This is a genomic window from Arthrobacter sp. sptzw32, assembly GCF_059089735.1.
Genome location: NZ_JBNHEZ010000002.1, coordinates 367,370 through 392,151 on the forward strand (window position 1 = coordinate 367,370; position 24,782 = coordinate 392,151).

Sequence of the window (24,782 nt, forward strand, 5' to 3'; positions counted from 1 at the left end):
GTGCCCGCGCTGTGGGGCGCCGCTCTTTTGGGGGCGCTTTAGGGGGCGGGCTGACTGCAGCGGCGGGGTCCCGGCGGTAAGCTCGAACAATGAGTGTAATCCGCCCGGCAACCCCTCACGACGTCCCCGCGATCCTCCGCATGATCCATGAACTGGCGCAGTACGAGAAGGAACCCGATGCAGTCCGGAACACCCCGGAACTGCTGGAGCAGGTTCTCTTTGGCAGCAATCCGCGGGTCTTCGCCGCCATGGCCGAGAACACTAACGGCGACGTCCGCGGCTTCGCCCTGTGGTTCCTGAACTACTCAACGTGGGAAGGCGTCCACGGGATCTATCTCGAGGACCTCTACGTCAGCCCGGAAGCGCGGGGCGAGGGGCACGGCAAGGCGCTGCTCCAGCACCTGGCCGGAATCGCGGTCGAGAAGGGCTACGCCAGGGTGGAGTGGAGCGTGCTGGACTGGAACGAGCCGTCCATCAACTTCTACCGCCGCCTGGGCGCCAGGCCCATGGACGGGTGGTCCACTTTTCGACTCACGGGTGACGCCCTCGAGCAGTTCGGCTCCGCCGTGCCGGCCGCCGCCAATGGCTGACGTGAAGACAGCCGCCGCACGCAGCCAAGCCCGGCACGAGGTCAGGGCGCGGCACGAGTTGCGCGGCATGCGCACCGTTGAACACTACTTTTCGGTTCCGTTGGACCACTTCTCCGCCAACCCGGAAACCATCACTGTCTTCGCACGCGAATATGTTTCGGCTTCACACAGCGAGGAAGAGGCCGCCAGGCTGCCCTGGCTGCTGTTCCTGCAGGGTGGTCCTGGCGGGCGGGGCAACCGGTTCGGTGCGCTGGGCGGCTGGAACAAGGCTGCTGCCAAGGAATTCCGGATCCTGATGCTGGACCAGCGCGGCACCGGCCTTTCCACTCCCCTGGACCGTCATACCCTTCCCCTGCAAGGGACAGCGGACGGGCAGGCGTCGTACCTGGAGCACTTCCGGGCTGATTCAATAGTGGCCGACGCGGAACTGATCAGGGAGGCTCTGGGGGCACCGCCCTGGAGCATTTACGGACAGAGCTATGGCGGTTTCTGTGCGCTCACCTACCTTTCGTTTGCACCGGAGGGCCTGCGCGAGGCGCTTATCACCGGCGGCCTGGCCCCGCTGACAGGGCCGGCTGACGAGGTGTACCGGGCCACCTTCCAGCGCGTGGCCGCGCGGAACACTGAGTACTTTGGCTGGTACCCGGAGGACCGGGCAACGGTGGACCGGATTGCGCGGCACCTCCGGAGAACCACAGAGTCCCTGCCCGACGGCAGCCCGCTCACCGTGGAGCGTTTCCAGATGGCCGGCGCCTTCCTGGGCGGCAACATCCGGGTGGACAGCCTGCACTACCTGCTGGAGGACGCCTTCACGGAAACCGCCCTCGGTGCCAGGCTTTCGGATCCTTTCCTCGAACAGATGCACGGCATTGTGTCCCGCCGTTCCAACCCCCTGTACGCCCTGATGCACGAGTCCATTTACGGCCAGGGTGAAGCCACTGGCTGGTCCGCCTGGCGCGTTCTGCGCGAGTATCCGGAGTTCGGGCCGGACGCTGACCCGCTGCTGCTCACCGGCGAAATGGTCTACCCGTGGTACTTCGACCAGGACCCCGCCCTGCAGCCCTTGCGTGAAGTGGCAGGCCTGCTTGCGGCCAAGGACGACTGGAAGCCCCTGTACGACGTTTCCCGGCTTGGTGTCAACACTGTGCCTGTAGCCGCCGCCGTCTACTCCGACGACATTTACGTGGACCGGGACCTGTCCCTGAAGACGGCCGCAGCTGTCCGCGGGCTGCAGGTCTGGGAGACACCGGACTTCCATCACGACGGGATCGCCGATGACGGCGAGGGGATCTTTACCCGCCTGCTGGGAATGGCACGCGCCGAAAGCTGAGGTGCGGTGGCCGCTCTACCGTGCCACTGTCCCCCGCCGCCGTGCCAGCACTGTGACCGCAGCAGCGGCGAGGACCACCGCCCCCACCAGCGCGCCTGCCATGTTCAATCCCAGGTACCCAGCCTGGCTCAGGACCAGGCCGGACATCGCCCCGCCCACCGCGCCTGCGGCCCCCATCAGCATGTCCGAGACGCCCTGAACCACTACCCGGGAATCCTGGCCGACGCTCTCAGCCAGGAGCGTGGAACCAGAGATGGTGGAAGCGGACCAGCCCATCCCTAGCAGGACCAGCCCCACCGCGACGGCAACGGTGGACTCCTGCCCGAACCCGGCAACGGCGACGGCGCAGATCAGTACGCCAAAACCGATCATGATGGTTTCGGTCCTGCCCGCCTTGTCCGTCAACCAGCCCATGACCGGCGACAGCGCGAACATGCCCGCGATGTGCAGGGAGATCGTGAACCCGATGATCACCAGGACATCTCCCGACGCCGTGTGGCCGGCATGGGAGGCGGCAGGACCTTCCACAAGATGCTGCAGGTGCAGGGGCGTCATGGACATCACGCCAACCATCACGGCATGGGCACCGACCACTGCGGACACGGAGAGCAGTGCCATGGGCGAACTGCGGATGGCACGGATTCCTCGGGACAGGGAGCCCTGCCGCACCGAGGGGGCGGCCGCCGTCGGCGCCGGCACCGGTGCCTGGGCCGCAGGGTGTGCCGTGGACGCGAGGCTGCGCGCGAGCAGCAGGGGGTCGGGCCGTAGGCCGACGAAAAGCAGCACCGTGGCCACGAGGAGTCCCGCCCCGGAGATCACGAACGGACCGGCGACGGGCGGCAGGGCAAGCGCCTCACCCACCACGGTGCCGGGCTGAATCAGGTTGGGTCCGGCCACGGCACCGACGGTCACTGCCCAGACGACGGCCGACAGGGCCCTTCCCCGGTGTTCGGCATCAGCAAGGTCGACGGCGGCGAAGCGCGCCTGCAGGCTCGCAGCGGTACCAACCCCGATACCGGCCGCACCAAGCACGAGCAGCACAAAAAGGCCCCAGACCACCGAAAGCACCATCAGCAGCGTGCCGAGCAGCGCAGCACTCAGCCCTGCGACCTGGCCAATGCGGCGCCCCCTGTGGTCGGCAAGGGCGGCGAGGGGCAGGGCAGCCAGCGCGGCGCCCAGCGTCATCACCGTGGCCACCGCGCCCGCCCAGGCGCTTGATCCGGAGAGTTCGACGGCGAGGATGGAACCTATGGAAACCGTGGCGCCGGTTCCGATTCCCCCGAACACCTGGGCTGCACTGAGCAGCATCACGGTGCGCCGCTGGACTTGGCGCACTTCGCTTTCCGTCATCAAAGTGCCGGCCATGATCAGAGCATAGTCCTTGGCGTGCAGGTCCTGAAGGTCCGCGTTAAAGCCGGCAATCCCGGCCGCAGGGCGGCCGGGATTGCAGGTTTGTCAGGAGGGGAAGGAGCTACTCGACGTCGCTGTGGCTCTTCTTGACATCTTCCTCAAGGCGCGGATCCAGGTGGGCTTCCTTGGCTTTGGAGCTGAGGAGGCTTGCAATCACCGCGATGATGATGGTGCCGACGATGACCGCCAGGGACACAAACGTGGGGATCTCGGGAGCCCATTCGATGTGCTGGCCGCCATTGATGAACGGCAGTTCGTTGACGTGCATGGCGTGCAGCACGAGCTTGACACCAATGAACGCCAGGATGAAGGACAGCGCGTGCTTCAGGTAGATCAGGCGGTTCATGAGGCCGCCCAGCAGGAAGTACAGCTGCCGCAGGCCCATCAGGGCGAACAGGTTGGCCGTGAAAACGATGAACGGGCTCTGGGTCAGGCCGAAGATGGCGGGGATGGAGTCGACGGCGAAGAGCAGGTCGGTGAGGCCGATGGTGATGAACACGATCAGCATGGGGGTGAAGACCTTCTTGCCGTTCACCGTGGTGCGGAGCTTGCCGCCGTCGAACTTCTCCGACATAGGGATGACCTTGCGGATCTTAGCGATCAGCGGGTTCTCGCGGTCTTCTTCGTCTTCGCCCTCATCCTGGGCCTGCTTCCAGGCGGTCCACAGCAGGAAAGCGCCGAAGATGTAGAACACCCAGCTGAACTGCTCGATCACGATGGCACCGAGCAGGATGAAGATGCCGCGCAGGATCAGGGCGATGATGATGCCCACCATCAGCACTTCCTGCTGGTACTTCCGGGGCACGGAGAACCTGGCCATGATGATGATGAAGACAAACAGGTTGTCGATGCTAAGGCTGTATTCAGTTACCCAGCCGGCGACAAACTGGCCGCCATATTCAGGACCGGTGAAGGCGAACATGGCGCCGGCGAACACCAGGGCGAGGCTGACGTAGAACGCCACCCACAGGCCTGCCTCCTTCATGGAGGGTTCGTGGGGGCGGCGGACCACCAGGAGAAGGTCGATCAGGAGGATCAGGCCGAGGACGACAAACGAGCCAACCTCAAACCACACGGGTAATTCGAGCACAGGGCAGCCTTTCGCAGGTACAGAGATGCAGTGTAAGTCTCTCCGGCCTGCCTGTGCACTTGGTGCTGATGTGGCGGCCCGCTACGCCCGGCGGGGCAACCATGCCCTGCGTGTTGACGATCGTAGCGCTTGGGATACTCCCCTACGTGCCATTAACTGTACCCCAGGCCGGTTCCCGGGCTTTCCAGCGTTGAGGATTGCGTCAGGCGTGCCCTGCCGCCTGCATCTGGCGCAGTTCCTTCTTCAGCTCGCTGACCTCGTCCCTGATCCGCGCTGCCACCTCGAACTGCAGCTCGGCGGCGGCCCCGTGCATCTGTTCCGTCAGCTGTTCGATCAAGCCCACCAGGTCCTCCGCCGGCGCCGCGGCGAGGCCGTCGGAGCGGACCTGGGCGGCACCCTTGGCCGCGGCCTTGCGCTTGCCGCCCTTGGCGAGCCGGTTGTTGTTGAGCAGCTCCTGGGTGTCGGCGTCTTCCTTGGCCAGCTGGTCGGTGATGTCGGCGATTTTCTTCCGCAGCGGCTGGGGATCGATGCCCTTTTCCTTGTTGTACGCCACCTGGATGGCGCGCCGACGGTTGGTTTCGTCGATGGCATGGGCCATCGAATCCGTAATGCGGTCAGCGTACATGTGCACCTGCCCGGAGACGTTGCGGGCGGCGCGGCCGATGGTCTGGATGAGCGACGTGGCGGACCGGAGGAAGCCTTCCTTGTCAGCGTCCAGGATGCTCACGAGAGAGACTTCGGGCAGGTCCAGGCCTTCCCGAAGCAGGTTGATGCCCACCAGCACGTCGAAGGTGCCCATCCGGAGCTCGCGGAGCAGTTCCACGCGCCGGAGGGTGTCCACGTCGGAGTGCAGGTACTCCACCTTCACGCCGTGGCCCATCAAGTAATCGGTCAGGTCCTCCGCCATGCGCTTGGTGAGCGTGGTGACCAGGACCCGCTCGTTCTTCTCCGTGCGCGTCCTGATTTCGCCCAGCAGGTCATCGATCTGGCCCTTGGTGGGCTTGACCACCACCTCGGGGTCGATCAGGCCGGTGGGCCGGATGATCTGCTGGACCGTGCCGTCCGCCTTGCCGAGTTCGTATTTGCCGGGGGTCGCGGAAAGGTAGACGGTCTGGCCGACGCGTTCGAGGAATTCGTCCCACTTGAGGGGGCGGTTGTCCATGGCGGACGGCAGCCGGAAGCCGAAGTCCACCAGGTTCCGTTTGCGGGACATGTCGCCTTCATACATGGCACCGATTTGGGGAATGGTCACATGGGACTCGTCCACCACCAGCAGGAAGTCATCGGGAAAGTAGTCAAGGAGGCAGTGCGGCGCGGTCCCCGGGGCACGGCCGTCAATGTGCGAGGAGTAGTTCTCGATGCCGTTGCAGAAACCCATCTGCTGCATCATCTCGAGATCGTACGTGGTGCGCATCCGCAGCCGCTGCGCCTCGACGAGTTTGTTCTGGCTTTCCAGGACCTTCAGGCGGTCCGCGAGTTCGTCTTCGATCCGCTTGATGGCCCTGGCCATCCGCTCAGGCCCGGCTACGTAGTGCGAGGCCGGGAAGACGTACATCTCCTCTTCGTCCCGGATCACTTCGCCGGTCAGCGGATGCAGCGTGTGGATGTTTTCAATCTCGTCGCCGAAAAACTCGATCCGGATGGCCAGTTCCTCGTACATGGGTATGATCTCGACGGTGTCGCCGCGGACCCGGAAGGTGCCGCGGTGGAAGTCCATGTCATTGCGCGTGTACTGCATGGAGACGAACTTCCGCAGCAGGTGGTCGCGGTTCATTTCCGCCCCCTTGCGGAGGGTCACCATGCCGGCGATGTATTCCTCAGGGGTGCCCAGGCCATAGATGCAGGACACCGTGGCCACCACAATGACGTCGCGGCGGGTCAGCAGCGCGTTGGTGGCGGAGTGGCGAAGCCTCTCCACTTCCTCGTTGATGGAGGAGTCCTTCTCGATGAAGGTGTCCGTCTGCGCGACGTAGGCTTCGGGCTGGTAGTAGTCGTAGTAGGAGACGAAGTACTCCACCGCGTTGTTGGGCAGCAGTTCACGGAATTCATTGGCCAGCTGCGCCGCGAGGGTCTTGTTCTGGACCATCACCAGGGTTGGCCGCTGGACCTGCTCGATCAGCCACGCCGTGGTGGCGCTTTTGCCCGTGCCGGTGGCACCAAGCAGCACCACGTCCTTTTCGCCGTTCTTGATGCGCTCCGTCAGCTCTGCGATGGCCGCGGGCTGGTCGCCGGCGGGCTTGAACTCGCTGATGACCTCGAAGGGCGCTACAACACGGTTGATATCCTGCGCAAGGCTCATGGTTCCAACTTACCGTGGAGCACCGACACCACGGGGCGAGTCCGTTGTGGGCGAACACCCCCGCCGGTACCGGCAGAACCACGGAGCTGCCGGGCCAGGACCGCTCAAGACCCGGACGACGGCGGCTGCCAGCCCGAATGTGCGGCCCACCGTTCAAGGGGTTCCTCAACGGCTGTGAACCAGTCTTCTTTGGCTTCCGCGTAGGCCGTGGTGGACGTGTCCCCGGCGTGGGCGGCAGCGAGTCTGCGCTTAAGGGCCAGGTACTCAGCCGCCGCTGCCGGTTCGGCCCGCAGCCAGTCACGGAAGCAGAAGGCAAAGCGCCAGCCGGGTGAGCCGGCGGCACGGATGTGCAGATTAACGGGGCGGCCCGGATCGGCGTTGGCGTGGATGCGCTTGGCCCAATCATCCGGACTGGGGTGGCTGGGCTTGGGGGTGTCGGCGGTAATACCGGGGACCGCCGGAAACCCGGCGGCGGCAAGGGCCGGTGCAAGGGCGTCGGCAACGCCGAGGTCAGGGACAGTCAGCTGCAGGTCGATGACGTCCTTGGCGTCCAGGCCGGGGACTGAGGTGGACCCGACGTGGTCGACTGCCACCGTGTCCTGCTGCGCGGCAGGAACAGCTTCGACAATTCTGTTCATCAAGCGCCGGGCGTCGTCCGCCCACTCGGCCCTCGCCGGAACCAGGACCGGTCCTCCGGTCCTGGCGGCTCTGTCTCCTGTCGAGAGGTTTCGGGCAAACGGCGCCAGCCGGTCATCCCAGAGGTGATCCACTTCCGCCACCAGCTGCTCCAAGGTGCCGGAGTTATCGAGGACAGCGTCAGCCTGGGCAAGGCGTTCCTCACGTGTGGCCTGCGCTGCCATCCGGGAGCGGGCGGCCTCAGCAGTCATACCCCGGTGCTCCAGCATGCGCTGCAGCCTCACCCCGTCCGGGGCGTCCACCACCAGGACCAGGTGGAAATTGCTGCCTTGGCCCGTCTCCACCAGCAGCGGGATGTCCTGCACCACCACGGCGTCCCGGGCAGCCGCTTCGACCATGGCAGCAGCGCGGGACCGGACCAGCGGGTGCACAATGTCGTTCAGTGCGGCGAGGCGCGCGGGATCTCCGAACACCAGCGCGCCGAGCTTCGGCCGGTCCAGGCGGCCATCAGCAGCCAGGACACCACCCCCGAACTCGGCCACGACGCGTTGCAGGCCTTCGGTGCCGGGTTCCACCACCTCCCGCGCCAGCACGTCAGCGTCCACCAGGACTGCTCCGCGTTCCTTCAGCCGCAAGGCAACTACTGACTTTCCCGAAGCGATACCGCCCGTCAAACCAATCTTCAGCACTCCCCTACAATAATCCCCGCCGCTACCCTGACCTCGCTCCGCTCGCCCGGGGAACCCTCACGGCGTGGGCCCACCCGCCGCTACCCTGACCTCGCTCCGCTCGCCCGGGGAACCCTCACGGCGTGGGCCCACCCGCCGCTACCCTGACCTCGCTTCGCTCGCCCGGGGAACCCTCACGGCGTGGGCCCATCCACCGCTACCCTGACCTCGCTTCGCTCGCCCGGGGAACCCTCACGGCGTGGGCCCAACTAGACTGGGGCGGATGCAAGAGCAAGCGAGCCGGGCCACCAGCTACACCACGCTGGCGGCAGGGCCGGACTTCCGCCACGAGCTGGAGATCAAGCGCTCCAGGTTCATCACGGTGTTGCGCCGGGCTGACAGCGAAGAAGCGGCGCGGGACCTGGTGGCAGGCCTTCGCCGCGAATTCCACGACGCCCGGCACCACTGCTCCGCTTTCATCCTCGGTCCTGACCGGGACATCCAGCGCTCCAGCGACGACGGCGAGCCCTCAGGAACCGCAGGCGTCCCCATGCTCGAGGCCTTGAGCAAAAGGGAAACGGCACCTGGTGTGGCTGACCTCAGCGATGTCACTGCCGTCGTCGTCCGCTATTTTGGCGGCATCCTGCTGGGGGCGTGCGGGCTCGTGCGGGCGTACTCTGAGTCCGTGTCTTCGGCGCTCTCCCTGGTGCCGTTGGTGCGCCGGAGCCGGTTGCGGATCTGCTCAGCGGAAGTGCCGCACGCTGCTGCCGGCAGGCTGGAGAACGATCTGCGGGCAGCGGGCTTCGTGATGGCAGAAACAAGCTATGCGGCGCAGCATACGGTTCTGCGCGTGGCGGTACCGGACGACGCGCAGGATATTGCGGATGCTGCGGACCGCCTGCAGTCGTTGACTTCGGGCGCCGCTGCCCTCATCCCCGAAGGAACGGAGTGGGTGGATGTCCCGTTCCCCTGAGGTGGTGTCCCTGGTGGACGTGGACGAAGCAGTGGTGGACCAGCTCCTGGCACTGGCCAAGCGCGACGCCTCACCGGACGAGGTGGCTCCCCCGCTCGGCGGTCCGGGCTGGAACCTGGAACGCACCGCGTGGTTCTTCAGTTACCACCGCGCCGCTGCCCAGGGCCTCGCCGGGGACGCCGGGGAGAAGGCGTGGGGCATAGTCGCGGACGGCAGCCTCGCCGGTTCCATCCGCCTCCGCATCGTCGAGCCCTCGGCTGCGGAAGCCGGCAGTGCCGGGCCAGGGAGTGCGAAGTCGGGGTGTGCTGAATCGGGCAATGATGCAGCTGTTGCCGAGACGGGCATCTGGCTGGGCAGGAGCTATCGGTCCCGCGGCATCGGGACCGCCGCACTTCGCCTGGTCCTCGTCGAGGCCCGCAAGGCCGGCATCACCCTGGTGACGGCCCGCACCCTCACCGGCAACCTTGGCGCCCAGCGTATCCTCGCCTCCGCGGGCGCGGTACTCACGCCCGACGACGACGGGACGGTCAGCGCCGTCGTCGTGCTCTAAGTGCCTCCTTGCCGTCAGCGCGAAGGCCCATTAAAGCGTTAAAGCAACAGGCCCCCTGCCTCGGGCAGGGGGCCTGTTGTGTCGGCCCGGAAAATTTCCGGACCGGGGGCAATTAGTTGCCGGTGAGCTTCTCGCGCAGTGCGGCGAGGGCTTCGTCGGATGCAAGCGTGCCTGCACCGGCGTTGGACTCAGCAGCCGGCTCCGAGGAGTAGCTGGTGGTGCCGGAATCGCTCTCACCGGACGTTGCAGCTGCAGCGTCGTCGGCAGCGTGCTGGGCAACCTGCTTCTTGTGGGCTTCCCAGCGGGTCTGGGCGTCAGCGTACTGCTGCTCCCAGGCGGCGCGCTGGTTCTCGTAGCCTTCAAGCCACTCGTTGGACTCGGGATCGAAGCCCTCGGGGTACTTGTAGTTGCCCTCTTCGTCGTACTCTGCGGCCATGCCGTACAGAGCCGGATCGAATTCGGTGCTGTCGGCGTCGACGCCCTCGTTGGCCTGCTTGAGGGAGAGGGAGATGCGGCGGCGCTCGAGGTCGATGTCGATGACCTTGACGAACAGCTCGTCGCCAACGGAGACAACCTGCTCTGCCAGCTCCACGTGGCGCACGGCCAGCTCGGAGATGTGGACCAGGCCTTCGATGCCGTCTTCGACGCGAACAAACGCACCGAACGGAACGAGCTTGGTGACCTTACCCGGAACAACCTGGCCGAGGGCGTGGGTGCGGGCGAAGGTCTGCCACGGATCTTCCTGCGTAGCCTTGAGCGACAGGGAAACGCGCTCGCGGTCCAGGTCCACCTCGAGAACCTCGACAGTGACTTCCTGGCCAACCTCGACAACCTCGGACGGGTGGTCGATGTGCTTCCAGGACAGCTCGGAAACGTGAACCAGGCCGTCTACGCCGCCCAGGTCCACGAATGCACCGAAGTTGACGATGGAGGAAACGACGCCGGGACGGACCTGGCCCTTTTCCAGCTTGTTGAGGAACGTGGAGCGGACCTCGGACTGGGTCTGCTCGAGCCATGCACGGCGGGACAGCACAACGTTGTTGCGGTTCTTGTCCAGCTCGATGATTTTGGCTTCGATCTGCTGACCGATGTACGGAGCAAGGTCGCGCACACGGCGCATCTCGACGAGGGATGCGGGCAGGAAGCCGCGCAGGCCGATGTCGAGGATAAGACCACCCTTGACAACCTCGATGACGGTACCGGTGACAACACCGTCTTCTTCCTTGACCTTCTCGATGTCGCCCCAGGCACGCTCGTACTGAGCGCGCTTCTTGGAGAGGATCAGACGGCCTTCTTTGTCTTCCTTGGTGAGCACCAGGGCTTCGACCTGATCGCCAACGGAGACGACGTCTCCGGGATCAACATCGTGCTTGATGGACAGCTCGCGGGAGGGGATGACACCTTCGGTCTTGTAACCGATGTCGAGCAGGACTTCATCGCGGTCGACCTTGACGACGGTACCTTCGACGAGATCTCCGTCGTTGAAGTACTTGATGGTCGCGTCGACTGCTGCGAGGAAGTCCTCAGCGGTACCGATGTCGTTAATGGCGACTACGGGGGTACCGGGCTTCTCGGTGGAGGTGATGGTCATGTAGTAGGGGCTCCGTTGTGGATAGTTAGTCGGTCAGGCAAACCGGCGCGCCCGCGTTATGGAACGCAGGCGCGATGTGCGGCGAATCCGAACGGATCCTCCGGGTCATCCTGATTTGTGGATTTCAGAAATCGTGCACGTGGTACACGCCCGTTTAGTCTAGTCGCTGCCCGCAACACGGGTCAAAGCGGCCTGTGAAGCGTGAAGGTGTGCGCCTAGAAGTGCGTGAGGCAGTGCGTTGACCGCTCCACGGCGAACATTTGCCTGGCCTTCAGGGCCGCACCCGCCGTGTTTTCCCGGATCCTGCCGGCTGCAGCCAGGGTCACAGGGGACACTGCGCCCAGGTAGATCGAGGACAGGGCAGAGACATCCAGCACCAGGTCCGCTTCCGCGGTTTCCGGCAGGCGTTCGACGGCGGCCCCGCCGCCGTCGACCTGCAGTGCGAAGGTTCCGGGCGTGAGGCCCAGGGGGTCATGAACTTCGAGAACCAGCCGCCCGTCCACGGGGTAGTGCCTCGCCTCCAGTGCCTTGGCGGCGTCCAGGACGCGGAGCCACAGCATGTCCCGGCTGTCCGACGAGTCAATGCAGCGGGGGTCCGTCAGCGCCCAGGTCAAGGGATCGTCCAACGGCGCTTCGTCCCAGGACACGCGCTCCACCAGGTCGATGGCACCGAGGAACTGCCAAAGTTCCAGGTAGGCGTCATTGCCGGCGGCCACCAGATCCACCACCTCCACGGTGTAGGGTTCCGTGTCCCAGCCGAGGAACTTGTACGAGACGTAGCCGTCCACGGCCCCGTCCGCCGAGTAGTGGAGCGCCACCTTGATGGCGGGATCCTCCTTGCCGTCGCGGCCGAGGGTCCCTGAAGCGAACTGCCGGTACATGTCCTGCCGCCCGAGGGACCCGGGGGTGAGGCGATGGACGCGATCGAAGACCTCCGGTGCCAGCTGCAGCAGGATCTTGGGATCGGCGATTTCCACGCTGCCCGTGGGCTGGTGCGCCAGAATGAACCGCGACGTGGTGTCCACCTTTACGGAGCGTTCGAAGCTTGCGACGCCGTAACCGAAGCGCCCGTAGATGGTTCCCTCCGAAGCGGTGAGGGCGGCCATGGCAATGCCGTCCTCCTTGGCCAGGTGCAGGTCCTCGCTCATCATCCGGCGCAGCAGCCCGCGGCGGCGGTGCGATGTCCGCACCGTCACAGACGTGACCAGCTGGCTTTCAAGGGAGCGGCCAAAACCGATGTTGAGACCCTTGCGGAACGTGGCGAACGTGGCCACCGGCACCTCCGCCGGAAGGGATCCCGGGGCCACCCCGCCCGTTTGGTACACGCCGGTCAGGACCCGGCCATCCGTTTCGTAGGTGGCAAGCGACTTTGCCACGTGCTCCGGGGTGCGCGTTGATTCGTGGAACCCGAACGCCACGGCCCTGGCCCAGGTCTCGGCCTCCGCATAGCCGTCACTGTTCCTGGACACCGCGCCAAAGCGCCGGATCTCATAGTTCCCGTTCAGGTCAGCCACCCTCCTGAGCCTAGCCAATAACTCCGGAGCCTGGCCAGGCACAACGCGCTTCTGCTGGAAGCGCCCGGACCCTGGTACCCCGTCTGCTCCTAGTGCCCGGCGTCGTACCAGCTGGGACCAACACCGATCTGGACCTCCAGCGGAACGGTGAGGTCCGCCGCGGCTCCCATCTGTTCGGTGACGAGCTTCTCCACGGCGTCCCGCTCCCCCGCCGCGACCTCGAGGACAAGTTCGTCGTGGACCTGCAGGAGCATCCGTGACTTCAGGCCCTGTGACTTGAGCTCTGCATGGACGCCCAGCATGGCGCGCTTGATGATGTCTGCGGCCGACCCCTGAATGGGGCTGTTCAGGGCGATGCGCTCCGCGTTCTCCCGGAGCTGCCGGTCGGTGCTCGTCAGGTCGGGCAGGTAACGGCGGCGGCCTTCGATGGTTGCCGTGTAGCCGTCCACCCGGGCCTGGTCCACCACGCCGCGGAGGTAGTCGCGGACAGCGCCGAACCGGTCGAAGTAGTCCTTCATGAGGGTACGGGCCTCGTCCACGGAAATCTCCAACTGCTTGGACAGTCCGAAGGAAGTGAGTCCATAGGCCAGCCCGTAGGACATGGCCTTCACCTTGGAGCGCATGGCACTGGTGACTTCCTCGGTGGGCACATGGAAAATGTTGGAGCCGACAAACCGGTGCAGGTCCTCGCCGTCCTTATACGCCTGGATCAGGCCGGCATCGCCGGACAGGTGTGCCATGATCCGCATCTCGATCTGGGAGTAGTCCGCGGACAGCAGGCACTCGTAGCCGTCGCTGACCACGAAAATTCCGCGGACGCGGCGGCCTTCCTCGCTGCGGATGGGGATGTTCTGCAGGTTGGGATTGTTTGAGGAAATCCGGCCGGTCGCCGCCACGTTCTGGGCGTAGGTGGTGTGGATCCGGCCGTCTTCGGCAACGGACTTCTTCAGCGATTCGAGCATCTGCCGCAGCTTGGCAGCTTCCCGGTGCGCCATGAGCTGCACCAGGAACTCGTGGCCGGTTTTGTCCAGCAGGTTCTTCAGGGACGCGGCATCAGTGGTGTAGCCGGACTTGATCTTTTTGGTCTTGGGCAGCTGAAGCTCCTCAAACAGCACTGTCTGCAGCTGTTTGGGCGACCCAAGGTTGACCTCGTGGCCGATCGCGGCGAAGGCCTGCTCCTGGGCGTTGTCGATGACCCTGGCGAGGTCGGCGAGCTGCTCGTCCATGCGGGCCATGTCGATCCCGATGCCGGCGAGTTCCATGTCGGCCAGGACACGGCTGACCGGAAGCTCGAGGCTGGACAGCAGTTCCTCCGCGCGGCGCTCCTTCAGTTCCGCCTCGAAGAAACGGCTCAGTTCAAGGACGACGGCGGCCGCCTGCACCAGCGCGCCCGCGGCTGCTTCGTCGTCCCCGTCAAAGGAAAGCTCCAGCTGGCCGGCCTTGGCGGTGGCAGCCGGGATCCCCACGTTGAGGTGGTGCTGGGCAAGTTCGGCGAGTTCGTAGGTGCGCCGGTCCGGCTGGATGAGGTACCCGGAAATCGAGGTATCGTCCACCACGCCATCAAGCTCCAGGCCCCGGGAGGTCAGGGCTTTCAGCGCGGCCTTGAACCCGTGCATCACCTTCGGCGCTGCGGGATCGCGCAACCACGCAGCCAGGACGTTTTCGGCCTCGGCGTCCTGGCCGGAGAGATCGACGTAGGCCGCGGCGCCGTCACGGACGATCGCCAGCCCGGCAGCATCCTCGCCGATCCGCCCCGGCACCAGGTCCACCGCGACGGCGGAGCGCTGGCCGGCACCTGCCTTGAGGAAGCCTGCGAGCTCTGCAGCCCCCGACGGCGCGATGAAGTCAGGCGTTTCGATGCTGGCACGCTCAGGGGCGGGGGCGTCGTCGTCGCCGTACAGCGCGAAAAGCCGGCCGCGGATGGCCTTGAATTCGAGCTGGTCGAACAGGTCCTCAAGGGCTGCCTGGTCAGGACGTGGCTCATACAGGTCATCGAGCGTGACGGGCAATTCCAGGTCCGTGTGGAGCTGGTTCAAGCGGCGGTTACGCTTGACGGCTTCGACGTTCTCCCGAAGCGCGTCCCCTACCTTGCCGCCAATGGCATCCAGGTGTTCGAGGACGCCCTCAAGACCGCCGTACTGATTGATCCATTTGGCCGCCGTTTTAGGGCCGACGCCGGGAACTCCCGGAAGGTTATCGGCCGTCTCCCCCACCAAGGCGGCGAGGTCTGAATACCGTGCGGGGCTCACGAAATACTTGGCCTCGATGGCGGCGGCATCCATCCGCGGGATATCGCTGACGCCCTTCTTTGGGTAGAGCACGAAAACGTTGTCCGTGATCAGCTGGAACGCGTCACGGTCACCGGAGACCAGCAGGACTTCGAAGCCGGCCTTCTCACCCATGGATGCAAGAGTGGCAAGAATGTCATCCGCCTCGTAGCCGGGCATTTTGATGGTCTTGATCCCCCAGGCATCCATCACCTGGCCGATGAGGTCGATCTGGTTGTTCATTTCGCGGGGCGTTTCGTTGCGGCCCCCCTTGTATTCGCTGTACTCGGTCTTTCGGTGGGTGGACTCGTCCGACACGTCGAAAGCCACCGCGATGTGGGTGGGCTGCTGTTCCTTGATGAGGTTGATCAGCATGGAGGTGAAACCGTGGATGGCGTTGGTATGCTGCCCGTTTGCCGTGGAGAACTTGTCTGCCGGGAGGGCGAAAAAGGCGCGGAACGCCATCGAGTGGCCGTCCAGCACCAGCAGCCGCGGCTGGCCCGTCAGGGGAACAACGGGCGCGGCAGTCGCCGAAACCGATCCAGCCGTGTCCTTAACAGCAGCCTCAGCAAGGGCAGTTGCACCTTGCGGAGCGTTGTCCTCCTCCAGGACATTGGACGGGAAAGGGGCCGGTTTGGTTGTTTCACTCACAGGTGCCAGCCTAGTTGCCATGATGGACAATTTCACGCCCGGCCCCTTCTCCCCTGAGCTCACTGCGGCCGGCGTCCCGGAGCATCTGCATGCCTGGCTGGGTCAGTTCGGGATCGGGGCCCTGGTAGTGAAGATGGGGATACGTTTTCTGGAGATGAGCCCGGAACGGACCGTAGCCACCATGCCGGTGGAAGGAAACACCCAGGTAGCCGGAATCCTTCACGGCGGCGCCCATGTTGTCCTGGCTGAAACGCTCGGATCGTTCGCATCAGGAATGCACGCAGGGCCTGGCAGGCATGCCGTGGGTATCGAGGTCAGCGCCACGCATCACCGGTCCATCGCAGCGGGCACGGTGACGGGTACCTGCTCCGCCATCCACCTAGGCCGGACCCTGGCGACGCACGAGATCGTCATGACGGACGAGCAGGGGCGCAGGCTGTCTACAGCACGCATCACCAACATGATCCGGGATAACGCCGCTCCGCAGCAGGGGTAGGGACCCCTCCCCTGGCACTTCCCTTAATTGTCTGACCCCCTTGCCATGATGGGTTCATGGGTAAAGCGGCGGTGGTGAGGGCGTTTGAGGACATCAATGCCGCCCTTGCCGTGCTTTATGCCGAAGCGGATGGAACGGGTTCCGGGGCGGTTGATGGTGCTGATCCGTTGGCTGCCCTGGCTGATGGTTGCCTGGACATCCTCTCCGGCGCGGCCGCCGTGGAGGCCAGGGTCGCGGGGCTGAAGGCCCGGGCGGCGGTGACGTACGCGGACACCGTTCATACTGTCGCGGCGCCGGGAACCCCGGTGCAGGCGCGAGAGATGGCGGTCGCGGCGGAAATCGGTACCCTCCTGGCCCTTGGCGGCCGGGCCGCGGGTTCCTTCCTGGCCACCTCCCACGCCCTGGTGGCCACGCTGCCGCTGACCCTCTCGGCCCTGCGCGCGGGGACGGTTTCGTGGCGGCACGCCCAGGTCATGGTGGAGGAAACGGCCACCCTGGACTCTGCCGGCGCCGCCGCCCTCGAAGCCCACTTCCTGGGCCCGGATACACCCATACCATCCACGGCCGCGCCGATCGGGGACGTTCCGGCGTACCGGTTCAAAGCTAAAGCCCGGGTGTGGCTGGAACGCCACCACGCCGGGTCCATCGAACAGCGGCACGCCAGGGGTGTGGCCGACCGGCGGGTGGAATACCGTCCGGACCAGGACGGGATGGCATGGCTCTCGGCCTACCTGCCCGCTGACCAGGCAGGCGCGATCTGGAACCGCACCACGGCCCTCGCCCGTGGACTCCAGGGCCCGGACGAGCCCCGCACCCTCACACAGTTGCGGGTCGACACCGCCGCCGGCCTGCTGCTCACAGCCCCGGGCGCAGGTACCGCGGACCGTGGGGATGGGGGCGCTGCAAGCGGGGGCGGGAAGGGGGACGGTGAAACTGCTTACGTTGCGGGCATGGGAAAGGTTCCGGCCCCGAAGGCGGACGTGCTCGTCACCGTCCCGGTGTTCGCGTTGATGGGACTGACCGAGGAACCTGGGATGCTGGACGGCTACGGCCCGATCCCGGCGTCGATGGCACGCAAACTCGTCGCGGACGGCGCCAACTCGTTTCACCGGGTCCTCGTTGACCCCCGCGACGGCGCACCACTGGAAATCGGCCGGACCAGCTACCGGATCACGGCGGCCATGAAGAAAGCCCTGCAACTCAGGGACGGCAAATGCACCTTCCCCGGGTGCAGCAACAACTCCCTGGACAACGAAGCTGACCACCTCACCGCCTGGCACCACGGCGGCACCACCGGAATCAGCAACCTCGGCCAGCTCTGCCCCAAGCACCACCGACTCAAACACGCCACCGCCTGGAAACCCACCCCGGCCACCAAAACCGAACCACCCGGCTGGACCTCCCCCACCGGCAGGCACTACAAACCCGAACACCACCACTCGGAACCACCACACTGGCCCCAGGAGCTGGCAGCGCAAACTAAGCCGAGCCACACATCGAGCAGGTGCTGGCCTCAGCAGGAGCCCGGCGGTTTTCCGCCCGGCCACGTGGACCTTGTCCGCACCGGCTACTCCCTTGGAGAAGACGGCATCGAACGGTTCCTCCACGCCCGCGGCTGATGAGCTCAGCCGGTGCGGCATAGAAGCGGGCTCAGCCCTGCGATGGGTGTTGGCGCGGCTAAACCACCGGGTCACCCGGACTGCCGAGTCTTGCTCCCCAACTTCGCAAGGTCAGTGAGGGGACCCCGCAGCCCACGCAGGGTTAGCCCCCAGAACCTGAACCTGAATCGCCGTTCAGCGAGTACCGGAGCTCAACTATGCCCCTGCCCAGGGCGCGCGAGGCAGTCAACTCAAGTGGCGGCGTCGGGCCCGTCAATGGAAGAAGCCGCTTGCCGTCGCCGAGGACCACGGGGATGACGGAGAGGATCAGCTCATCCAGCAGCCCGGCGTCAGCGAACTGCGCGGCGAGGTCCCCGCCGCCCACCACCCAGACGTTCTTTCCTCCCGCGTCCGCCTTGAAGTCTGCAACGAATTCCGAGACGCTGCCGCGAACGAAGGTGAGGTCCGCCCCGGGAGGCGCCTGGTACTCATGCCGGGTGAAGACGTAGCAGGGAGTCTCGGGGTACGGCCATGTCCCTGGCTCGTGCTCCATCAGCCAGGCGTACGTCCCGCCGCCCATCACGATGCAGCCGACACCCGCCATGAACGTCTCGTAGCTTTCCTTGCCGCCCTCGAAACCGTCGAACTGCAGGAGCCAGCCGAGGTCATCTGTAGGCGTAGCAATGAAACCATCGAGGGACGCGGCTACAAAGTACTGGATCCGTGACATGGGTCCAGCCTAGTGATCGGACTCGGTCTGTCCAACGGCGATGGCTACCCTGTCAGCAGCCCCATTCGGGGCCTGGCGAGGGGATTTAGCCGGAGAAGTAAGGGATGATCAGGTACAGGCCAAAGAGGACGGCGAGTCCGCACAGCCCGAAGCAAACATACGCAAGGGACCGCTTCACGCCGGGCGAGGCTTGGCGTGCGTCACCTGCAATGGCGGTCAGCCGAACTCCCAGCGAGTAGAGAACCACTACGGTCACTGCGGCCGCCAGGGTGGCACCGGCCACGGTCAGCAGTTCCAACCACTTCATCGCTGGGCATCCTTCGTTGTAACGGCTTCGGCTTCGGTCTCGGCATCAGTATTGGTGTTGGCTTGGACGCTGGTGCTGGTTCCGGCAACGGATTTGGCGTCAGCGTCAGCCTTCGCGTGCGACTTCGCCTTGGCACGGGCACGGGCCATTGCCTTCTTCTTTGCGAAACGCACTGTCTGGCCTGCCTCTTCAACTTCGATGGCGTTGTGGTGGCCGACGGCGGACTTACGTGAATAGAAGAACATGAACAGCACCGCGGCGGTGCCGGCGACGGCCGCGATCAGCACGCCTATTACGCCGGTCTTGACCAGCAGTGCAGTCAGCGCTCCCACAATGCCGGCTGCGGGAAGGGTGAAGAGCCAACCCAGCGCGATCTTGCCCACCATGCTCCAGCGGACACTGGTTCCCCGTCGGCCCATTCCGGAGCCGATAACAGAACCGGAAGCCACCTGAGTGGTGGATAGTGCAAAACCGAGGTGGGACGAGGCAAGGATGGCCGACGCGGTGCTGGTTTCGGCAGCGAAGCCCTGGGCGGGCTTTACTTCTGTGAGCCCGGCGCCCATGGTGCGGATGATGCGCCACCCGCCGGCGTAGGTACCGATGGCAATGGCGAAGGCGCAGGCGGCGATCACCCAGAACTGCGGGCCGGAGCCCGGGGTCTGGGTGCCGGCGGCAATCAGCACGAGCGTGATGATGCCCATGGTCTTTTGGGCGTCGTTGGTGCCGTGGGCCAGTGCCACCAGGCTGGAAGTGAAGATCTGCCCGGTACGGAATCCGCCGCGTTTCTGGGTGAGCTTGCTGCCGGTCTCGGGATCGTGCCGGGAGGTCAGGGCATAGGCCAGGCGCGTGCAGATGTAGGCCACGATGCCGGCGATGAGCGGCGCAAAGATCGCGGGCAGGATGACCTTCTGAAGCAGGCCCTCAAGATTGATGGAGTTGAATCCGATGCCGGCGATGGCGGCACCGATCAGCCCGCCAAACAGGGCGTGGGAGGAACTCGACGGCAGGCCCTTCAACCACGTGATCATGTTCCACAGGATTGCTCCCATGAGGCCGGCGAAGATGATTTCCGGCGTGATCTGTACACCGTCGGACCCTTCACGGATGATGCCGCCGGAGACCGTTTTAGCCACTTCCGTGGACAGGAAGGCGCCCACCAGGTTAAGGATGGCTGCGAGGGTGACCGCAGTCTTCGGCTTGATGGCACCGGTTGCGATGGGCGTGGCCATGGCATTCGCTGTGTCGTGGAAGCCGTTCGTGAAGTCGAAAAATAGTGCCAGTGCGATGACCAGCGCCACCATGAAGGTGATATCCACCTGTTGCCCAATCTGCAGAGTCGACGTCAAGCAGTTTCTTTCCCCCGGCTGCCTTGCACAGCATAATTCACCAGCTGTTCGCTTGGATTGACTTGCGCTGTTAACACAACCGGCGTGAAACCCTATCGATCGTACGCGCCCCCGGCAGGAGGTCAAAACATCGGCGCCTTGAGGAAGGCTGCGACGGCGTCCAGCTCGGCAGGTGAAATCCCGCACCTGGGGTTCGGCGACAGTGCCAGCAAACGCCGGCCCATGACCGCCGCCCAGGCCTGCGCCTCGGCCTCGAAGGCGAGCTGGTCATCTGCCCAGGCCACAGCCACGGGTCCGGTCTCCTCAACATCGGCCTGAATGGCCCGGAGCTTCCACCAATCCGGCCCGCTTCCGGAACCGAAAGCCGTTAGAAAGGGCCACCGGCTGCCCTCCAGGCCGATGGCCGGGCAAAGGTACTGCGGTGCCAGTTCCTCCCAACTGGTCAGCCAGACGCACCGCAACTCCGACGTTGCAGCAAGGCTGTTAAGTCCCTTCACCAACTCAGCGGCGAATGCCACCGGCAACAATCCCGCGGCAGCGCGCCGCCACGGCGTTCCCCAGCCGGTGCGCCCGTCGGGTCCGAACGGACAGATGACACCGTCAACGTCCAGGTAGAGCGTGCGGACAGCCACAGTGTCTCCCGGATAATCAGCGGCGGGAATCGGAGGGCCGCGCGCCCCCGTCCAGCATGGGTGCGATTTTCTCCTCGAGGGCCGCCATTGCCGCGTCCGGCAGGACGATAAGGCCGTCCAACTCGCGCCGGGCCCGCTTGTAGGCTGCCTGGCGTTCTGCCGGAGTGGCTGCATGGTTTTCCGCGATCCTCAGCAACTGCCGCGCGGTGGCAAGCCGTTCCCGTTCGGGCCCGGTGAACTTGCTGTCCCTGATGCGCCTGGCTTCGCGCTCGGCCACCTCCAGCGCCACGTTGAATCCATCCACCGCCCTGCGGTACGCCTGGAGGCGGGAGGGCGACGTCACCTCTGCCGCTGATCCCGGCCGGAGTCCGTCGGCCTCACGTTTGGCCCGAAGGAAGGCCACCGTGAGGGGTTCCCGGACGTCTGTCATAAGCGGGAATTCAATCAGCTTGCCCACGTCAAGTTCATAATCCAGCCAGCGCCTGCTGGTGGCATCATGGGCTGCCAGCAGTGACTCAACCTCCGCGGCCGAGACTTTCTCAGCCTCATGGGCCTGGTTCTTGAGCTTGTACAGCTCCACCTTCCGCTGGTGCCTGCGGTCGCTGGCTTTGCGCCACGAATTCGCCCAGTGGCCGGCAAAGGCCAAGGTGGGGAAAACGAGCCACCATTTATCGTCAAGGATCTCGAAGAGGGACTCCACGCGTACATCGTCCCACTGCGTGGCGCCCTCCTCAAGGAAGCACTGCCGGACCGGTCAGCCGGCTCTCCAGCTGCCCTGCCCGGGCAGGTTGGTCAGCCGGCTGCCTGCGGGTTGTTGACGTTGACAAGCCAGGCCACGCCATAACGGTCCGTGCACATGCCGAAGACATCTCCCCACGGCGCCTGCTCCATGGGCACTGTTACCGTACCGCCGTTGCCGCTCAGCTTTTCGAAGTAGCCACGCAGTTCCGCTTCATCATCCCCGCTGAGTGAAATGGAGATGGACGACCCTCCGCTGAACTCCATGCCGTTTGGCGTGTCCGCTCCCATCAGCACCAGGCCCTGGGTGGTTGTCAGCATGGCATGCATGATTTTCTCCGCCTCTGCCGGATCCTCGCTGGCCTGGAACTCACCGAAGGTGCTGAGTGTCAGCTCCCCGCCAAAAACCGACTGGTAGAAGTTCATGGCCTCGCGGGCGTTGTCGCGGAAGCCGAGGTACGGATTAAGGGTGGTGGGCATGGCTGGATCTCCTTGAGTTGTACCGAAAGAGGGTGGAACCAGACAACATCCTGCCCCAAGGGGCTCCCCCGGGGTAGGGGCAGCTGCCCCTATTGAATGCGTTGGGGACGCCCCGGGCGGCCAAAGCGTGCGGCGTCAGGGCAGGAAACGTAGGCTCGGGTGCATGGCCAGATACTTTGACGTTCATCCGCAGGATCCCCAGCCACGTGCCATCACGCAGGCAGTACGCATGGTGCTCGACGGCGGGCTGATCGCCTACCCCACGGACTCCTGCTATGCGCTGGGCGCGCAGCTGGGTAATAAAGACGCCCTGGACCGCATCAGGGCCATCCGCAGCCTGGACGACAAGCACCACTTCACGTTGGTGTGCAGGGATTTCGCCCAACTGGGCCAATTCGTGAACATCAGCAACGACGTTTTCCGCAGCATCAAATCCGTAACTCCCGGCAGCTACACCTTTATCCTGCCTGCCACCAAGGAGGTCCCCCGGCGCCTGCTGCACCCCAAGAAGAAAACCGTCGGCGTCAGGATCCCGGACAACCGGGTGGTGCAGGCGCTGCTCGCCGAACTCGGCGAGCCGCTGCTTTCAAGCACCCTGCTGATGCCGGACGATGAGGACCCGATGACCCAGGGCTGGGAAATCAAGGAGCGGCTGGACCACCAAGTGGATGCCGTGATCGACGCCGGCGACTGCGGTTCCGAGCCCACCACCGTAGTGGACTTTTCCGGCGGCGTGGCCGAGGTGGTCCGCCGCGGGATGGGTGACCCGTCCCGTTTCGAATAAGCCTTAGGTCCTGCTGCCGCGTTCCCCGTCCTGCTGACAGGCGCGCCTGCTAATCCTGCTTCCGGGCACGGCTGGGCTGCACCCGCGGCGGCTCCCCCGGCATCTTCGGGTAGTCCGGAGGAAACGGCATTTCCCCGAGACCGTTCCTGAGGTCGCGGTCCCACCACTCCAGCAGCGTGTCGATGGTTCCCGGGTTGCTGTGCATGTCTGCCCAGGGGTCACCCACGGTTTTCAGCCGGTCCGGAACGGTGAGGATGGTGAAGTTCTTCGGATCCGCCGTCTCCAGCTCTGCCCAGGTGATGGGGCATGACACCGAGGCGTGTGGCAGCGCCCGCGGGCTGTAGGCGCCGGCAATGGTGCGGTCGCGGTTGGCCTGGTTGAAGTCGAGGAAAATTTTTTGGCCCCGTTCTTCCTTCCACCATGCAGTAGTGACCTTCTCCGGCATCCGGCGTTCCACTTCCCGGGCGGCGGCAATGACGGCATGGCGGACATCAAGGAACTCGCAGGTGGGCTCGATGGGCGCGTACACGTGCAGTCCCCTGTTGCCGGAGGTCTTGACGAAGCAGGTGAGCCCTGCCTCAGCCAGGACCTCCTTCAGGACCAGCGCAGCCGGGACGGCATCGTCAAAATCAGTGCCCGGTTGGGGATCCAGGTCGATGCGCAGCTGGTCCGGGTTGTCGGTGTTGGCGGTACGGGAGGGCCAGGGGTGGAAAACGATGGTGTTCATTTGTACTGCCCAGATGGGCGCCGCGGGTTCGTCCAGCACCAGCATGGGATGGGAACGCGCGCTCGGAAAGACCACCTTCATGGTCCGGATGAACTCCGGCGTTCCCTTGGGCGGGTTTTTCGAGAAAAACATGTCGCCGTCAACGTTGTCCTTGTACCTCTGCAGCGCCACCGGTCTGTCACCGTTCGCTGCGATAAAGGCCTCACCGATGTCCGCGAAGTAGCGGGCGAGGTCCAGTTTCGTGATTCCGAGGTCTGGCCAGAGGACCCTCCCGGGACTGGAGATGCGCATCTCCCGTTCGCCGTGGGGGCCTTGAACCGTGATGGTGGTCTGTTCGCTCGCCATGGGGACAACGTACACCCCGGCCGCGGACGGCGGACGAATTTGGGCTCCCGGGTCCGGCATGATGGAGGCATGTCCGTCTCAGAAACGCCCCTGACCCTCGCCGTCGGAGGCCTTAGTGTCACTGCTGCCTACTCCCGCCCGGATAATACGTCCGCGACCGTTGTGGTGGCCCACGGTGCCGGGGCCGGCATGGAGCACCCGTTTCTCCGCGGGTTCACCGCAGCCCTGAATGCGCTGGGAACAGCAACGCTGCGGTTCAACTTTCCCTACCGGGAAGCAGGCCGCAAATTCCCGGACCGGCCGCCCGTGGCCATCGCCGCATGGCATGCGGCCTTTGCCATGGCGGCGGAGCAGGCAGCGGCCAATAACGACGCCGGCCCTATCTGGGCGGCAGGTAAGTCCTTTGGCGGGCGGATGGCCTCCATGGCGGTGGCCGAAGGAATGGAAGCCGCCGGGCTTGTGTACCTGGGCTATCCCCTGCATCCGCCGGGCAAGCCGGACAAGCTGCGGGACGAGCACCTCTACGGGCTCACGACGCCCATGTTGTTTCTGCAGGGCACCCGGGACACCTTCGCCACACCTGAGATCCTGGCGGGCGTGGTGTCGCGGATCGGGCCCAACGCCCTCCTGCAGTGGGTAGAGGGCGGCGACCACTCATTCGGTGTCGCCGGCCGGAAACGTACTGCGGATGAGGTGGGTGCTTCCCTCGCCGCGCCGGTGGCTGACTTCATCCGCGGCCGTCCCTGATTCAACAGTCCGCCAGTTGGCGGGCACAGCGGCTAGGCGGCGTCGTCCTGCCACCAGCCTTCCCATGCGGCGGAGCGCAACTGGCCCTGGGAGGAATCCGACGTTCCATCACTACCGCTGGCGGATCGGTTGTCGTCTTTGCGCTGGCCGTCGAGCAAGAGGTTGAGGCTGGTGATAAGAAACATCTGCACGTCCTTCGGGTTGAGGTGTGGACAACGGCGTCCAGGTGGGAACGAGCCTAGCCACCTGATGTTTCAGTGCATCGACGCCGGGTTTCAACTGT

At 65.1% G+C, this 24,782-nt stretch carries 23 protein-coding genes; 8 read left to right on the forward strand and 15 right to left on the reverse strand.

The genetic code is table 11. The annotated features are described in order from the left end of the window. The first annotated feature begins 89 nt into the window (after positions 1-89). Both AC5RVN_RS05250 and AC5RVN_RS05255 read left to right on the forward strand, forming a co-directional pair. Positions 90-590 (forward strand): GNAT family N-acetyltransferase, encoded by a 501-nt coding sequence (locus AC5RVN_RS05250; protein ID WP_494039603.1) that lies wholly within the window; start codon positions 90-92, stop codon positions 588-590. Continuing rightward, positions 583-1,920 (forward strand): alpha/beta fold hydrolase, encoded by a 1,338-nt coding sequence (locus AC5RVN_RS05255; RefSeq protein ID WP_494137267.1) that lies wholly within the window; start codon positions 583-585, stop codon positions 1,918-1,920. Before AC5RVN_RS05250 ends, AC5RVN_RS05255 begins: the two co-directional genes overlap by 8 nt. 15 nt (positions 1,921-1,935) lie before the next feature. On the opposite strand, the gene AC5RVN_RS05260 is transcribed toward AC5RVN_RS05255, so the two are convergent. From AC5RVN_RS05260 to coaE, 4 genes are all read right to left on the reverse strand, one after another. Continuing rightward, entirely contained in the window at positions 1,936-3,285 is a 1,350-nt protein-coding gene (locus tag AC5RVN_RS05260; RefSeq protein ID WP_494137268.1) for an MFS transporter, read from the reverse strand. A gap of 106 nt (positions 3,286-3,391) precedes the next feature. Beyond that, on the reverse strand, positions 3,392-4,420 hold the full coding sequence (locus AC5RVN_RS05265; RefSeq protein WP_494039600.1) for a TerC family protein: 1,029 nt from the start codon (positions 4,418-4,420) through the stop codon (positions 3,392-3,394). A 202-nt stretch (positions 4,421-4,622) separates the two neighbouring features. Beyond that, a complete protein-coding gene (gene uvrB / locus AC5RVN_RS05270; RefSeq protein ID WP_494039599.1) occupies positions 4,623-6,719 on the reverse strand; it encodes an excinuclease ABC subunit UvrB in 2,097 nt (698 codons plus the stop codon). Positions 6,720-6,823: 104 nt separating this feature from the next. Next, positions 6,824-8,044: a dephospho-CoA kinase gene (gene coaE, locus AC5RVN_RS05275; protein WP_494137269.1), complete on the reverse strand. Its 1,221-nt coding sequence runs from the start codon at positions 8,042-8,044 to the stop codon at positions 6,824-6,826. A 262-nt stretch (positions 8,045-8,306) separates the two neighbouring features. Between coaE and AC5RVN_RS05280 the strand changes: the two genes are divergently transcribed. Then, positions 8,307-8,996, forward strand: coding sequence for an IMPACT family protein (locus AC5RVN_RS05280; RefSeq protein ID WP_494137270.1), 690 nt, complete (start codon positions 8,307-8,309; stop codon positions 8,994-8,996). Next, on the forward strand, positions 8,980-9,546 hold the full coding sequence (locus tag AC5RVN_RS05285; protein WP_494137271.1) for a GNAT family N-acetyltransferase: 567 nt from the start codon (positions 8,980-8,982) through the stop codon (positions 9,544-9,546). The genes AC5RVN_RS05280 and AC5RVN_RS05285 overlap by 17 nt, the downstream gene beginning before the upstream one ends. A gap of 112 nt (positions 9,547-9,658) precedes the next feature. Here AC5RVN_RS05285 and rpsA read toward each other — a convergent pair whose 3' ends face one another. The 3 genes from rpsA to polA all read right to left on the reverse strand — a co-directional run bounded on the left by rpsA (position 9,659) and on the right by polA (position 15,383). Further along, entirely contained in the window at positions 9,659-11,137 is a 1,479-nt protein-coding gene (rpsA, locus tag AC5RVN_RS05290; RefSeq protein WP_139029088.1) for a 30S ribosomal protein S1, read from the reverse strand. A 215-nt stretch (positions 11,138-11,352) separates the two neighbouring features. Next, on the reverse strand, positions 11,353-12,642 hold the full coding sequence (locus AC5RVN_RS05295; protein ID WP_494137429.1) for a GNAT family N-acetyltransferase: 1,290 nt from the start codon (positions 12,640-12,642) through the stop codon (positions 11,353-11,355). Positions 12,643-12,740: 98 nt separating this feature from the next. Then, the gene (gene polA, locus AC5RVN_RS05300) at positions 12,741-15,383 is read right to left on the reverse strand and encodes a DNA polymerase I (RefSeq protein ID WP_494137430.1); all 2,643 of its coding nucleotides are present in this window, start codon (positions 15,381-15,383) and stop codon (positions 12,741-12,743) included. Positions 15,384-15,588: 205 nt separating this feature from the next. On the opposite strand from polA, the gene AC5RVN_RS05305 reads away from it, so the two are divergent. Further along, positions 15,589-16,065, forward strand: coding sequence for a hotdog fold thioesterase (locus AC5RVN_RS05305; protein WP_494137272.1), 477 nt, complete (start codon positions 15,589-15,591; stop codon positions 16,063-16,065). A gap of 56 nt (positions 16,066-16,121) precedes the next feature. Next, a complete protein-coding gene (locus AC5RVN_RS05310) occupies positions 16,122-17,684 on the forward strand; it encodes an HNH endonuclease signature motif containing protein (protein WP_494137273.1) in 1,563 nt (520 codons plus the stop codon). Positions 17,685-17,826: 142 nt separating this feature from the next. On the opposite strand, the gene AC5RVN_RS05315 is transcribed toward AC5RVN_RS05310, so the two are convergent. From AC5RVN_RS05315 to AC5RVN_RS05340, 6 genes are all read right to left on the reverse strand, one after another. Beyond that, on the reverse strand, positions 17,827-18,393 hold the full coding sequence (locus AC5RVN_RS05315) for a dihydrofolate reductase family protein (protein ID WP_494137274.1): 567 nt from the start codon (positions 18,391-18,393) through the stop codon (positions 17,827-17,829). 85 nt (positions 18,394-18,478) lie between these two features. After that, positions 18,479-18,700, reverse strand: a complete 222-nt coding sequence (locus AC5RVN_RS05320) for a hypothetical protein (RefSeq protein WP_494039592.1) — start codon at positions 18,698-18,700, stop codon at positions 18,479-18,481. Then, on the reverse strand, positions 18,697-20,016 hold the full coding sequence (locus tag AC5RVN_RS05325; protein WP_494137431.1) for an inorganic phosphate transporter: 1,320 nt from the start codon (positions 20,014-20,016) through the stop codon (positions 18,697-18,699). Before AC5RVN_RS05325 ends, AC5RVN_RS05320 begins: the two co-directional genes overlap by 4 nt. Positions 20,017-20,168: 152 nt before the next feature. After that, entirely contained in the window at positions 20,169-20,678 is a 510-nt protein-coding gene (locus AC5RVN_RS05330) for an HAD domain-containing protein (protein WP_494137275.1), read from the reverse strand. A gap of 16 nt (positions 20,679-20,694) precedes the next feature. After that, positions 20,695-21,378 carry a hypothetical protein gene (locus AC5RVN_RS05335; protein ID WP_494137276.1) on the reverse strand — a complete coding sequence of 228 codons (684 nt, stop codon included), beginning with the start codon at positions 21,376-21,378 and terminating at the stop codon, positions 20,695-20,697. A gap of 92 nt (positions 21,379-21,470) precedes the next feature. Next, on the reverse strand, positions 21,471-21,896 hold the full coding sequence (locus AC5RVN_RS05340) for a VOC family protein (RefSeq protein WP_494039589.1): 426 nt from the start codon (positions 21,894-21,896) through the stop codon (positions 21,471-21,473). Positions 21,897-22,059: 163 nt separating this feature from the next. Between AC5RVN_RS05340 and AC5RVN_RS05345 the strand changes: the two genes are divergently transcribed. Further along, positions 22,060-22,680, forward strand: coding sequence for an L-threonylcarbamoyladenylate synthase (locus tag AC5RVN_RS05345; RefSeq protein ID WP_494104747.1), 621 nt, complete (start codon positions 22,060-22,062; stop codon positions 22,678-22,680). Positions 22,681-22,729: 49 nt separating this feature from the next. Here AC5RVN_RS05345 and ligD read toward each other — a convergent pair whose 3' ends face one another. After that, positions 22,730-23,752, reverse strand: a complete 1,023-nt coding sequence (ligD, locus tag AC5RVN_RS05350; RefSeq protein WP_494137277.1) for a non-homologous end-joining DNA ligase — start codon at positions 23,750-23,752, stop codon at positions 22,730-22,732. 69 nt (positions 23,753-23,821) lie between these two features. Between ligD and AC5RVN_RS05355 the strand changes: the two genes are divergently transcribed. Beyond that, complete coding sequence (locus tag AC5RVN_RS05355; RefSeq protein ID WP_494137278.1) at positions 23,822-24,499, forward strand: alpha/beta hydrolase family protein; 678 nt, start codon at positions 23,822-23,824, stop codon at positions 24,497-24,499. A gap of 32 nt (positions 24,500-24,531) precedes the next feature. Here the strand turns inward: AC5RVN_RS05355 and AC5RVN_RS05360 are convergent, their stop codons facing one another. Continuing rightward, complete coding sequence (locus AC5RVN_RS05360) at positions 24,532-24,684, reverse strand: hypothetical protein (RefSeq protein ID WP_494137279.1); 153 nt, start codon at positions 24,682-24,684, stop codon at positions 24,532-24,534. Positions 24,685-24,782: the final 98 nt, after the last annotated feature.